Source organism: Bartonella sp. DB5-6, from assembly GCF_000278115.1.
Classification (GTDB): domain Bacteria; phylum Pseudomonadota; class Alphaproteobacteria; order Rhizobiales; family Rhizobiaceae; genus Bartonella; species Bartonella refiksaydamii.
This window is the reverse complement of record NZ_JH725117.1, coordinates 184028-198046: the sequence shown is the minus strand read 5'-3', so window position 1 is coordinate 198046 and position 14019 is coordinate 184028. Positions and strand designations below refer to the sequence as shown.

Below are 14019 nucleotides of genomic sequence, written 5' to 3'. Positions count from 1 at the left end.
AGCATTGATAGAAGGCTGTGATAGAGCTTATGGAAAGCTTTCTACGTGAGGTGTTTTTAGCGGGGTGATGAATATTTAGGGTAGGGATTGCTTGTCGAGCTTCATGGAGTGAACTGCGGTGCGTGGTAAGCAGGTGGAACCTGTTAAACAAGAAGCTGGATTGTTGAAAAATCGAACGAGGTTAAGAAGCTTTATTTTTTAGGGTGGAAAGGAAGTCAATTCCTCTTAGAATTAATCAAAATTATTCGCTTGCGCGTCATAAGCGGGGTTGCGTTTGGATACTGAAAAAAGGCGTAAAAATGCCTTTTATGAATGCTCTCAAGTGCTTGTGGCAATATCGGGTTGGCAAAGAGCGATGGTGCCGCTTGTGGAAAATTTTCAGAAAATCAATGCGTAAAGGTTAAAATGCGGTTCTGATATAGACATCGATTGTTTTGATATATTGGAATATCAGAATGCGTATTTGATTGATCTGTTGGATTGCGCTTTCATTGCCGCTCTTTTTAACAGGATAAGCAATGAAATTAACGTTAGGCATGAGATATTTAAGTTCACGCAAGGAACGCCACATGTGGTAATCATGGGTGACGATATAAACTGTTTGGTAGTTGTTTTTTTTGATCCAAGCAGCACTTTCTTCAGCGTTTCCTTTTGTGTTAGTCGCTTTATGTCCGATGTCAACGCAACAGTTAAAGAGCTGTGGGATAATATACGTATTATGCTTCAGTCTCTGGAGATTGGTTGTTGTGTTTACTCCACTGATTAACAGTCGCGAACCAAGCCCCTTTTGTAAGAGTTTTAGCCCTGCTTCTATGCGGTTTTCTCCTCCTGTAAGAACGATGATTGCATCTGCTTTTGGCAAAGGATTTGGTGGTTGAAGTCGTTCGGTTTTTTCAGAAAAAACCACAAAACCAACACAAAAAAGGAGAATGACCATTAAAAGGGCAAGTGCTGTCGGTGGGAAATAGCGCAACAAGCAGCAAAGATGCCATAGATTGCCTATGCGACGTTTTTGCTGGGGGTGCTCTAAACTGCTTTGCGTCATGATTTTAAATTATATGAGTCGTGAGTTATAAAAATTAAAATAAGCCATTTTCACATTGATCTATTTTTTTTAGCTGTGCTAGAATAGTCATCCGGTTTGTAAGCGTGGTAAGTAAAGAAACGAAAAAAATGAGGCCAATGATTTTTCCATAAGGAAGAGAACTTATAGAAATATATCCGAACAAAGCGGTTATTTGGCTAGTTTCTGCTTTCCCTAGGTTATAATTGGTCCACACACTAAAAGCAGCAAACAGAAATGCGCTTGTGACACCACCGTATAATGCTCCGCGTAGCGCAGTTTTAAAAAAATGCCAGTCGAATTGTCGCGCAATGAAAAGAGTTTCAGTGCCCAGAAAATATAAGACGTTGATAATATGCGCATTCTCTGCCAGCGCGTTGCGTGTGGCAAAGATAATTGTGAGTATCAGTGAGGCTAGAACCAATGTTAAGATTGAAAAACCAATAAAAACAGTTGTATGTGCCATTGTTGAAAAACGATTCACCCAAACACGGTGATCATCAAACTGGCCTCCTGGAATTTGTGTTTTAATGGCGTCATTAATTGCACGAAAGTTGATTTCTTCATTCTCTTTCAGTGTTACGATGATAAGGCGAGGAAGAGGCAGTTCATTTAAGTTTAATCCTGTTCCAAGCCATGGTTCTAGCAATTTTTCTGTAGCTGTTTGGTCAACAATGGTGGCATCTTGTACACCATGAAATGTTTTAACCAATTTAACTGCATCACGAAGGGCTTTTTCGATATCAACATTTTCAATGGGGCGTATTTGAATGGTTGCTTCATAGCTGATTTGATTGCTCCAACTGTTAGCAGCACGTTGTACTAAATCAACACCGATTAATGTGAGGCTTGAGAGAAATGTCATAATAGCAATCACTGCAACCAGCGCTTGACCAGAAATGTTGCTGCTGGGAATAATAGCTGTTGCGTTTTTTTGATTGCTTGTAAAAATAGGGAAAGACTTATTCATGAATTGTCATCCGTCCGTTATGGAGAAGCATACGCCGTGCTGCGACTTGTTCCATCAATGCGATATCATGGGTGGCGATAACGACCGCTGTTCCAAAACGATTTAGTTCTATAAACAAACGGAGCAGGCGTTTTGCCAAAGGGGGATCAACATTTCCTGTCGGTTCATCGGCAAGCAGGATTTCGGGTTGGTCAATGAGTGCACGCGCGATGGCTACCCTTTGTTTCTCACCGCCAGAAAGAACCGGTGGTAAAACATGAATATGATCTCCAAGGCCTACCCAACAGAGAAGATCTTCCACTTCGCTGCGATAAGTTGCTTCTTCTTGCCCTTTAATGCGTAAAGGTAAAGAGACATTTTCATAAGTGGTCATATGATCAAGGAGACGGAAATCTTGAAAAACGACACCGATACGTTGTCGTAGTGCGGGAAGCTCTTGTCGTTTGAGCAATGCTGTATCGTTTCCAAAGAGGTCAATATGACCGCGGGTTGGTTTGAGAGCCAAAAACATAAGACGCATCAACGACGTCTTACCGGCTCCAGAGGCGCCCGTGAGAAATTGAAATGACCCAGGAGGAATATGGAAGCTAATATCGCGAAGGACTTCAGGGCCCATTCCGTAACGTAGCCCGACATTCTCAAAATGAATCACTTTTCGTTACCACTTCTGCTTTTATATTGCACTACTGTGAGGACCTTTGCTCTCATTGTTTTCGGCTCTTGTTCGGTTTATGTTTTACAGTTTTCAATATTTTTTCTTTCACAATTTCTCATTTGTTATTGAGAAATATTGCTTGTAAGGCTATTATTGATTGTCACACTTCCTTATTTTACTTATATTTATGATTTTAGCAGGAATTCCAAGGTGTTTCTAGCAGAAACATGAGGACTGTAACCCGAGCTTTGTTGGTTTAGCAGTGATCTTTTTCGTTTTCTGGTTGACAAAGGATGCTTTGCTTTTTTCGTTCTATGTTTTTGTTAGAATTTATACTCCGTAATTCTGAATGTTTTTTCTTCAATCGTTTTTCGTTTGTTATTGAGAAAGAGTATCCGTTTTCAAAGAGATTGAAAGTTGTATTATTATTTTTTAATTGTAGCGGTGGTTTTAGCACGAATGCTATAATAGCAAGAAAACTAAAACCACCGCTGGTTGGTGTTTTGCGTTAAGTAATAGTTTCTCTATTTTGGCGATTGGCAATAAGATCATCAACGACTTGTGGTTCGGCAAGGGTTGAGATATCTCCTAGATTATCAAAATTATTTTCGGCGATTTTTCGCAAAATGCGTCTCATAATTTTTCCTGATCGTGTTTTGGGTAGTTGAGGAGCAAACTGAACTTTATCCAATATGGCAATGGAGCCGATTTCCTTTCTTACATGTTGAATAAGCTCTTTTTGCAATGCTTCACTTGGGGTTGTGCCTTCCATTAAGGTGACAAAACTGTAAATTCCTTGTCCTTTAATGGGATGAGGATAACCGACAATTGCTGCTTCTGAAACAGCAGGATGTAGAACAAGCGCTGATTCAATTTCAGCTGTTCCTAACCTGTGTCCAGAGACATTGAGTATGTCATCAACCCGTCCTGTAATCCAATAATAGCCATCTCTGTCGCGTCTACACCCATCGCCTGTAAAATATTTCCCTTTATATGTGGAAAAATACGTTTCAATAAAGCGCGCATGGTCATTATAAAGGGTGCGCATTTGTCCGGGCCATGAGTCAATAATGCAAAGATTGCCTTCTGCTTCACCTTCCAGAACATTTCCTTGGGCATCAATGATTTGAGGTTGAACACCAAAAAAAGGACGTGTGGCTGAGCCTGCTTTAAGCTTTGTTGCACCGGGAAGAGGAGTGATCATATGCCCACCCGTTTCTGTTTGCCACCATGTATCGAGAATAGGACAGTGATTGTTTCCAACGATATGATAAAACCATTCCCATGCTTCTGGATTAATGGGTTCGCCCACGGTGCCTAAAAGGCGCAAGGATGTTCTTGTCGAGCGTTCGACAAATGAATTGCCTGCACCCATTAAGGCACGAATAGCAGTTGGTGCTGTGTAGAGCGTATTGACTTTGTGTTTATCGACAATTTCCCAGAATCTACCTTTGTCGGGAAAGGTTGGTGTTCCTTCAAACATTAGAGTGGTGGCAGCGTTGCATAGAGGTCCATAAACCAAATATGAATGACCAGTAATCCAGCCAATGTCTGCAGTACACCAGTAAATTTCATGAGGATGATAATCAAAAACATATTGATGTGTCATCGATACATAAACGAGGTAGCCCGCTGTTGTATGCAAAACACCTTTGGGTTTGCCTGTTGAACCCGAGGTGTACAGAATAAATAGGGGATCTTCAGCGTTCATTTCTTCTGCTGGGCAATCGGTTTTGGTATGAGGTATTTCTTCATGGTACCAAAAATCACGTCCCTCTACCCAATGAATTGTTCCACTGGTGCGTCGTATGACCATGACTTGATTGACATGCACGTTCTGATGGGCTGCGATCTCAATAGCATGATCAACGGTCTCTTTTAAGTTTATCTGTTTTCTTCCACGCAAGCCTTGATCGGCGGTAATGATGAAGGTTGATTCACAATCTACAAGACGTTGTGCTATTGCTTCAGAAGAAAAACCCGCAAAAATGACCGAATGAATGGCGCCAATGCGGGCACAGGCGAGCATGGCATAGGCTGCTTCGGGGATCATGGGGAGGTAAATGGTAACCTTGTCGCCTTTTTTTACACCGTGGTTCTTTAAAATATTGGCAAAACGGCAAACATGTTGATAAAGCTCTTTATAGGTTATTTTTTTATCATGATAAGGGTTATCTGCTTCCCAAATCAGAGCAATTTTATCACCATGGTTTTTTAAATGGCGGTCAATGCAATTATAGGCAACATTTGTTATTCCATCCTCGTACCATTGAATGGGTATATCTCCATTAAATGAAGTATTTTTTACTTTTGTATAAGGTTTAAACCATTCAATGCGTTGACCGTGTTTTGCCCAGAAGCTTTCCGGATCATTGATGCTTTCTTGATACCATTGGTGGTAAGTTTCTTCATCGATCAAAGCATTTTTTTTGATATTATCTGGTATTGGATAGATTTTTTCAGACATATGTTCCCTCTCCTCATTTATTATTTGGAAAAATCAGCCATTGTATTTTTGTGTTTTAGGCAGAGTTATTCCCAGTAAGCTTTTCATTTTGAGATTAGACTAAATTACAAATATTGGAATAGTTAATTTTTCAAATCTGGTGAGTTTGTATTTACGTTTTTATTTAAGAGGGCGTTTTTATGCTGTTTTAGGATGCTTAAATGGACGCATATCATCATAAAGAGATGTAAATTGTATAAAATACAAAAGAGCATATTGTTGTAGAGAGCTTTTATAAGCGAACAAAGAAATTAAAGTTTTAAAAAATTTCGTATAAAAAGTTAAAAATAGATGGGATGAGGGCGTTCATAGGTTATGGGCGTCATTTGTAAAGCCATTCCCGAAGTGCGAATATTGTGATGACACAGGTTTATCATGTTTTGCGTTATGCCATTCACGGATGGTGTTGGGAGATGGGATTGAGAGCAAGGAAAGATGTTAAAAAATAACAAAAATAAGAATATATATAATGAAATGGATAGTAATTTTACAGTTATTTAATTAATCTGTATAAAAACATAAGAGTAAAATATATTATCATTATAAATAATAATTTTATTATAATACTTTTAATCTTATATCCTTTAAATTTCAAAACAATTATAAGTAATAATCCAACTCCAATTGTTTGAAATAATGTTTCTAAGAATTTATGATAAATATCAATTATAAAATATTTCTCAAGAGTTGATATAAGTTAGCATATTTTAATAATAAGCAAACAAAAAAGTACATGAAGCTTATATTTAAGGATTTGTTTATAGAATCTTTACAACTATAACCAATAAATTTCCATTGAAAAACATATAATAGACAAAATATAATTGTTACAAACAACGATTCATTAATTTTATAAAAAAAATCGTTCATAAGGAATTATAATGTATATTAATATTATTTACGAAAACTACTTTATTAATCTTTTTCATAATTTATTTATAAAATATTAAAACAAACCAAAATATCTACGCAAAAAATCAGAAATAAAGAATAGAATGCTTGTACATAATGTTGCTTTTACAGCCTCTTTCCAATTGAGTCCACTCATTTTTCGGAAAATAGGAATACCTAAAAAAATATAAATAATTATTGAAAATAACGATTCTTTAATCTGATAAAGAATATCCATCATAATAAAACTCAATTAATATATAAAATTACAAGAAAGAGATATCTCTGAAGTTTGTTTTATCAATATCTTTAGACAAAATATTCTGTATTTATAAATTACCGAGTTCAGAGATATATTTTTATATATTCTCTTAAAAATTAAAAGAATGGCACTCGTGATATTTATTTTCCAAACCGGAGGCAAATCCTACTGTGTAGCTCATTAGCGCAGTTCCGCCTACAACTTCTGGGGTTAGTGGCCCCGCTACCCAGCCGTAAGTTAACCCGCCTAAAACTCCATAAGCTCCAGCTTTGAGTCCTGCTGAACTTCCAGCCGAGATATAATCATAAGGGCCACACTTATCAAAAAAACTTCTTGAACCGAACATATCAATCCTCCTTGTAAGATATTAAAAATCGTATCATCATGATACGTTATAAATGGCTATCATGCGCTTTAGATAAATGTCAAACATAATTTTGCTTTATAGCAATAAAAACACTGTATAAACAATAAATATATATGTCTATATTATAGAATACAAAATATTATTTTAATAAATAGTATATTTTTTACAATACCGTAAAGATATAATAGTAAAAGATATTATCATTATAAATAATACTTTTAATCTTATATCCTTTAAATTTCAAAATAATTGTAAGTAATAATCCAAATGCAATTGTTTGAAATAATGCCTCTAGGAATTTATGATAAATATCCATTATAAAAATTTCTCAAAACTTGATATAAACCAATATAGTTAAATAAAATACTAATAATAAAAAATAGAAGGCTTGTTAATAATGAGTTTTTTAGAGAATCTTTCCAACTGTAAGAAATAAATTTATAATAAAAAAGATATATTAAACCAAAGAAAACTGTTACCATGAACGATTCAATAATTTTATGATTAAAATCTGACATTACGAAATCCAAATTATATTATATGATAATAATAGATATCTTTGAAAAATATTTTATTCAACATTTTTGAAATTTGTTCAATAAATGTTAATATAAACCAAAATATCTACACACACTATCAAAAATAAAAAAAACAATTCCTGCTGATAATGCTGTTATGATAGATAATTTCCAACTACGATTATAGAATAATTTAGCAATAGTAGCATATAGAGAGACAAATACAACAATCATAAAAAAAAATCTTATGATTTCATAACGAATGTTCATTATAACAAAGTCCTAATTGTAATATATGATACATAATAGATATCTATAAAATTAAGTTTATTAATTTTTCTTGAAATTTATTCAATAAATATTAATATAAACCAAAATATCTACGGGAAAAATCAGAAATAAAGAATATAATAATTGACGATAATGCTAACGTTATAGATAATTTCCAACTCCAACCACTAAATATTTTAGAAAAAGTGGCAATTATAGGAGTGATTATAATTAGCATGAGAAAAAGTCTTATGATTTCATAATGAATATCCATTATAACAAAATCCTAATTATATTATATGATACTAATAGATATCTCTGAAAAATATTTTATCTATAGATATAGATATTTAATTTTGATATATTATTTCAAATATGTTTACAAGATTATTGATTTCAGAGATATCTTTGTAGTTATTATCTATAAATTAGAACCAACATTCATAAGCTTTTTGTCCGAACTCCCAGACACCACCTCCTATATATCCCGTTGTGAAACTTGCGATTCCAGCTGAAACTGCACCTGCTGGTCCTCCAGCTATATCACCTAACAATGCTCCGCTTATTCCTGCCGGACTCCCTATTTGAAGACCCTGTGAATTCATGTGAGACATAAAATCATTAGTACTACATGCATTTCCATAAACAGGTGTTGAATCATTTATAGTATAAACTAAGCCTGAACCAAAATTACGCATATAAATCCTCCTTTAAATTTTGGAATAAACGTATTATAATAATACATGTAAATGCTTATCACTTCCCTTTTTAGGATGTAAAACATAATTTTGCTTTATAGCAATAAAAACACCGTATAAATAATAAATACATTATGTATATATTATAGAATATAAAATATTATTTTAATAAATAGTATATTTTGTTTACAATACGGTAAAGATATAAGATTGTTTACAATATTCTTTTAACAAAATAACAAAATAGGAAATGCTGAAAAATTGGTATTTTTTTCTTTGTTTATAAAGAGCGCGAAGAAATATATTTTACATTGTCATTGAATTCAGTTGCATTGCTATTGTCTCGTGCGCATGTACTGGGTAAATTCATTTATTTTTAGGCAATTATCGACGGCGTTTTGCTTTTTCAGTGTGTGGAAAGTCTGTATGTTATTCTTGTGATTGTTATCATGCTTTTTAGTACAGCTCTTAGTACTTTATCGGCACTTTAGGGGGCTTATTGAGTTGGTAGGCTTGCTCTAGAATTGGGAGGTTGTATTGACACCCATGTTTTAAGCTTTTCCTTGTCTGCTTTGCACACTTGGTAAGTGGGTGAATTGTTTACACGGATTGGAGAGGTTAATATAATCTGTGGTTTTTTAAGGAGAGCTATTGCGACGGCTGTTTTGAATGTTTTTTGTGATCATTTATCTCGCAGGACTCTTTTCTATGAGTGTGTAATGTACCTCATGCACTTTTATCGTTCTCATTGTTATAAATGGGTTCTTTTTGCGCTATATTTCAGTGGAGAGGCGATTAGAGAGCGCGGTTTCCAAATAAAGCAGAACCAATGCGAAGAACGTTAGAGCCGAATTGAAGAGCTGTTTTAAAGTCATTGGACATGCCCATCGAAAGCTTTGGAAGACCAGCTTTTTTTGCGAGTTTTGCTAAGAGCGCGAAATAGGGGCCGGGGTTGTCCTCTACGGGTGGGATTGCCATAAGGCCAATAATATTAAGTCCATAGCGATTTTTACACTGGGTGATGAAAGGAAGCACTTCTTGCGGTGCAACTCCACTTTTTTGCGGTTCTAAGCCAATATTGACCTGAACATAGCAGGGGAGAATTCTTTTTTGTTTTTGCATTTCTTCGGCCAAGCTTTTAGCTATTTTTTCGCGGTCAACTGTTTGAATGACATCAAAAATTTTGACAGCTTCTGCTGTTTTATTCGATTGTAAGGGGCCGATAAGGTGAAGTTCAATATTTTCAAACTGTTGACGCAAGCGTGGCCATTTTCTCATGGCTTCTTGCACGCGGTTTTCTGCAAAGCGCGTTTGACCTGCTTGCAAAAGGGGGAATATGTCATCTGCCGAGACGGTTTTTGAAACAGCGAGAAGTTGTACCTCTTCTAAGGGACGGTTATAGTCTTTACATGTCTCAGCAATGTCTTTTTGAAGGTTTTTCCATGCTTCAATGGAAGGGGGATGAGGGATAGTGTGGGTGCTCATTTTTTCGTGCTTTCTGTTTTTATTTAGCAATAAAATAATGGTTTGTAAAAACTTTGAAAAATACTTAGTGAAATATTCACTGAAAATGTTGACGTTGGGGGTAATCCATGGTCAAGCATAAAACAAGTTTTTTAGTTCAATTTTATAAAGAGTATAATAGAAATGACGATTGAACGTTATAATTTAGGTGAACGCTATAATCCTCGTGCCCACGAACAAAAATGGCAAGCGATTTGGGATGAAAAGAAAATTTTTCAGACCGCGGCAGAAGATTGCCGTGAAAAATATTATGTTTTAGAGATGTTTCCTTATCCCTCCGGGCGTATTCACATGGGGCATGTACGCAATTATGCCATGGGAGATGTCGTTGCACGCTATAAACGTGCAAAGGGGTTTAATGTGCTTCATCCCATGGGGTGGGATGCTTTTGGGATGCCGGCGGAAAATGCTGCTATGCAAAATAAAGTGCATCCCAAAACGTGGACTTATCAAAATATTGCTGTGATGCGCGGGCAATTAAAGAAATTAGGGCTCTCATTAGATTGGTCGCGTGAATTTGCGACTTGTGATGTGGATTATTACCATCGTCAACAAATGCTGTTTCTTGATTTCTATCAAAAGGGGTTGGTTGCACGCAAAGTGGCTAAGGTGAATTGGGACCCCGTTGACCACACTGTTTTGGCAAATGAGCAGGTTGTTGATGGTCGGGGGTGGCGTTCTGGCGCGTTGGTTGAACAGCGTGAATTGACGCAGTGGTTTTTCAAAATTAGTGATTTTAGTGAAGATTTACTGGCAGGGCTGGAAGAGCTTGATCAATGGCCGGAAAAAGTTCGCACTATGCAAAAAAATTGGATTGGTAAGTCACAAGGTTTGCTGATTCGTTGGGCTTTGAAGACGGTAGATGATGTTGTTGATGGGTGTGCGGAATTTAACGAAGTTGTCTGTTATTCAACACGACCTGACACGCTTTTTGGTGCTGCTTTTTTGGCGCTGTCTGTTGATCATCCCATTGCAAAATCTTTAGCGCAAAAGGATAAAGAGCTTGATGCTTTTATCGAAAATTGTCGGTGTGGGGGTACGACAACTGCTGTACTTGAAACAGCTGAAAAACAAGGGTTTCGCACAGTGCTTCTGGCGGTTCATCCCTTTGATCCAACGGTGCATATCCCCGTTTATATCGCCAATTTTGTGCTTATGGATTATGGAACGGGGGCTGTTTTTGGGTGTCCTGCCCATGATCAGAGAGATTTGGATTTTGCACGTAAATATGGTCTCTCGGTGCGACCAGTGGTTTTGCCAAAGGGGGTTGATAAGAAAGATTTTGTGATTGCTGATACGGCTTATACTGGTGATGGGGTGATGATCAATTCAGACTTTTTGGATGGGTTGACACCGCAACAAGCTTTTGAAGCAGCAGCTAAACGGCTTGAGGGGCAAATGCTTGGAGGGCAGCCTCAGGGGGAAAAGACCGTGCAATTTCGCTTGCGTGATTGGGGTATTTCGCGTCAACGTTATTGGGGGTGTCCTATTCCGATGATCCATTGTGCGGCTTGTGGAGTGGTTCCGGTTCCGCGTGCTGATTTACCGGTTGTGTTGCCCGATGATGTCACTTTTGAGCAGCCTGGCAATCCTCTTGCGCGTCATGAAACATGGCAAAAAGTTGCCTGTCCTGTCTGTGGTCAGTCTGCTAGACGCGAAACTGATACCATGGATACATTTGTTGATTCTTCTTGGTATTATGCGCGTTTTACTGCACCTTTTGCACAAGAACCTGTCGACAAACAAGCGATAGCTGAATGGTTGCCTGTGCAACAATATATTGGTGGAATTGAACATGCGATTCTCCATCTTCTTTACGCACGCTTTTTTATGCGTGCTATGAAATTGAGTGGGCATGTGACTGTAGATGAGCCTTTTAAAGGGCTTTTTACCCAAGGGATGGTCGTTCATGAAACCTATCGCGATGACCACGGGTGGGTTTCACCGGAAGAAATTTCTATTGTTGAAAAGGATGGAAAACGTCAGGCTTATAAATTGACCGATCAAAGTGAGGTGACGATTGGTTTGATTGAAAAAATGTCAAAATCAAAAAAGAATGTCGTTGATCCTGATGATATTATTGCATCCTATGGAGCCGATACTGTGCGCTGGTTTGTTTTGTCAGATTCTCCTCCTGAGCGGGATGTTATTTGGACAGAATCTGGTGTTGAAGGAGCGCATCGTTTTGTGCAACGCGTTTGGCGTTGTGTGGCTTTGAGTGCTCCGATTTTAAGAGAAGTGGCGCCCTGTGCTGGGCGTCAAGGTGCGGCTTTGGAACTCTCAAAAGTGGCGCATCGCACACTCCACGCCGTGGAAGATGATTTGGAAAAGTTCGCCTTTAATCGGGCAATTGCGCGCCTTTACGAATTCTTGAATATTATGGCGCCTTTACTAAATAATGTAGAAAATATTGAGGGTGAAATGAAGGCAGCTTTGCGTCAAGCAATAGATTTTTTTCTTGTCCTGATTGCGCCTATAATGCCTCATCTAGCGGAGGAATGTCATGCTGCTTTGGGAGGAAAGTTATTGATTTGTGAGCTTCCTTGGCCTGTTTATGACTCCGCATTAACTGTTGAAGATTCCTATATTTTGCCGGTACAGATTAATGGTAAAAAACGTGGTGAGGTGACTGTTGCAGCAACAGCGAGTGAAGCAATGATTGAAGAAGCCGTTTTGGCTCTTGATTTTGTACAGGCGTATCTGGTTGAAAAAACCGTTAAAAAAATGATTATTGTTCCAAAAAGGATTGTGAATGTCGTTGTTTAGAAAATCTATTTTTGTGGGTTTATTTTGTTTTCTCATGCTTTTGTGTGGGTGCGTAATTGAGCCACTTTATCAGCAGGTATCTGAGATTTCGACAACAATAGATTCTGTGGATTCAGTTTTTGATAATTCATCTCAAAAATCAAAATCTTTGAGCCTTTCCGAAAAACTAGCTTCCATTGTCGTAGCAGAACCGTCAGATCGTTTTGGTCAAATGGTACGCAATCATTTGTTGTTTCTTCTTTATGGAAATGGGCGGAAACCTTCTACTCCGGCTTATCAATTGGCATTGAAAACATCCACGTTTACACGAAGTTCTGTACAGATAGAGGTGGATCGCGATAGAAAAAGAGAGGGGCGGCCTTCTGTTGGAACCGTGATGGGTAAAGTTTCCTATGTCTTGCAAGATATGAAAAATATTCTTATTGCCGAAAGCACGGTAAGCATGAGTACATCTTTTGAACGGCTTCGCCAAGAATATGCAACTCTGCAAGCAGAAGAAGATGCGCAAAAGCGTGTGGCAGAAGAATTAGCTGAAGAGATTTTACTGATGCTTTCAAAAGATCTTTTAAATCACTAGGCGATATTTTGTCCCGTTTTTTTCCAATCACTTGAGAAGATTTGCAAGCCTTTATCGGTTAAAGGATGTTTGACCAGTGCTTTTAAAACTGCTGGTGGAATGGTTGCAACATCTGCACCGCTTAGTGCTGCTTCTTTGACATGATTAACGGTGCGAATTGAAGCTGCCAAAATTTGCGTTTCAAAGTTGTAGTTATCGTAAATTGTGCGAATTTCATGAAGCAGTTCCACACCCTGATTACCGCAATCATCGAGTCTGCCGATAAAAGGTGAAATAAATGTTGCACCTGCTTTGGCGGCTAATAAAGCTTGGTTAGCAGAAAAACAAAGTGTGAGATTTGTTTTTAATCCTTGCATTGTGAGAGCTTTACAGGCTTTTAAGCCATCAAGCGTTAAGGGAAGCTTGATGCAAATATTGTCGGCAATTTTTGCTAAAACAGCCGCTTCTTTCATCATATTTTCAAATTCAGTTGCTGCAACTTCGGCAGAAACGGGTCCCTTAACAAGGGTGCAAATTTCTTTTGTAACCTCAAGAATATTGCGTCCCGATTTGAGGATAAGAGAAGGATTAGTGGTAACACCATCAACGAGGTTTAAATTTTGTAATTCTCGGATCTCTTCAATATTGGCGCTATCCACAAAAAATTTCATGCCAAATCTCCTTGGTTTCTGGCTCGTTATTCAAAGCTTCTGATGTTTCACCCTATTTTTGTTATGCGTTATTGTTTATCGCAAAAGCAAGAGGGAGAATACATGTTTCCTATGGTAAATTAAGATATGAGAGGTAAAAATGCGTATTTTATTTATAGTTTGTTTATAGCGTTCGCACTGCTGGTATCAATATTAGATGCGCATTGGAATCTTCGTCATTGATAAGATATTGTTGATGAGGGGGCATGGGAGATCATACGAAGTGATTATTCTTCGCGACGGGTAATATGTCAAAATAAGGT

The 14019-nt window shown here is 37.4% G+C and carries 10 protein-coding genes; 2 read left to right on the top strand and 8 right to left on the bottom strand.

The features are described from left to right. Positions 1–400: 400 nt before the first annotated feature. The 7 genes from MCO_RS04725 to MCO_RS04685 form a co-directional block, all read right to left on the bottom strand. Positions 401–1045, bottom strand: a complete 645-nt coding sequence (locus MCO_RS04725) for a YdcF family protein (RefSeq protein WP_007552941.1) — start codon at positions 1043–1045, stop codon at positions 401–403. Positions 1046–1079: 34 nt separating this feature from the next. Further along, complete coding sequence (locus MCO_RS04720) at positions 1080–2033, bottom strand: ABC transporter permease (RefSeq protein WP_007552939.1); 954 nt, start codon at positions 2031–2033, stop codon at positions 1080–1082. Next, positions 2026–2685: a cell division ATP-binding protein FtsE gene (ftsE, locus tag MCO_RS04715; protein WP_007552938.1), complete on the bottom strand. Its 660-nt coding sequence runs from the start codon at positions 2683–2685 to the stop codon at positions 2026–2028. Before ftsE ends, MCO_RS04720 begins: the two co-directional genes overlap by 8 nt. A gap of 511 nt (positions 2686–3196) precedes the next feature. Then, complete coding sequence (gene acs, locus MCO_RS04705; RefSeq protein WP_007552937.1) at positions 3197–5155, bottom strand: acetate--CoA ligase; 1959 nt, start codon at positions 5153–5155, stop codon at positions 3197–3199. Between the two features lie 1301 nt (positions 5156–6456). Then, on the bottom strand, positions 6457–6693 hold the full coding sequence (locus MCO_RS04695; protein ID WP_007552935.1) for a hypothetical protein: 237 nt from the start codon (positions 6691–6693) through the stop codon (positions 6457–6459). A 1237-nt stretch (positions 6694–7930) separates the two neighbouring features. Further along, on the bottom strand, positions 7931–8200 hold the full coding sequence (locus MCO_RS04690; protein ID WP_007552929.1) for a hypothetical protein: 270 nt from the start codon (positions 8198–8200) through the stop codon (positions 7931–7933). Positions 8201–8995: 795 nt separating this feature from the next. Next, entirely contained in the window at positions 8996–9685 is a 690-nt protein-coding gene (locus MCO_RS04685; RefSeq protein ID WP_007552926.1) for a YggS family pyridoxal phosphate-dependent enzyme, read from the bottom strand. Between the two features lie 162 nt (positions 9686–9847). On the opposite strand from MCO_RS04685, the gene leuS reads away from it, so the two are divergent. Both leuS and lptE read left to right on the top strand, forming a co-directional pair. Beyond that, entirely contained in the window at positions 9848–12490 is a 2643-nt protein-coding gene (leuS, locus tag MCO_RS04680) for a leucine--tRNA ligase (protein ID WP_007552925.1), read from the top strand. Then, complete coding sequence (gene lptE / locus MCO_RS04675; RefSeq protein ID WP_007552924.1) at positions 12477–13067, top strand: LPS assembly lipoprotein LptE; 591 nt, start codon at positions 12477–12479, stop codon at positions 13065–13067. Before leuS ends, lptE begins: the two co-directional genes overlap by 14 nt. Here the strand turns inward: lptE and fsa are convergent. Beyond that, positions 13064–13717 carry a fructose-6-phosphate aldolase gene (fsa, locus tag MCO_RS04670; RefSeq protein ID WP_007552923.1) on the bottom strand — a complete coding sequence of 218 codons (654 nt, stop codon included), beginning with the start codon at positions 13715–13717 and terminating at the stop codon, positions 13064–13066. The two genes, lptE and fsa, sit on opposite strands and share 4 nt — an antisense overlap. Positions 13718–14019 lie beyond the last annotated feature (302 nt).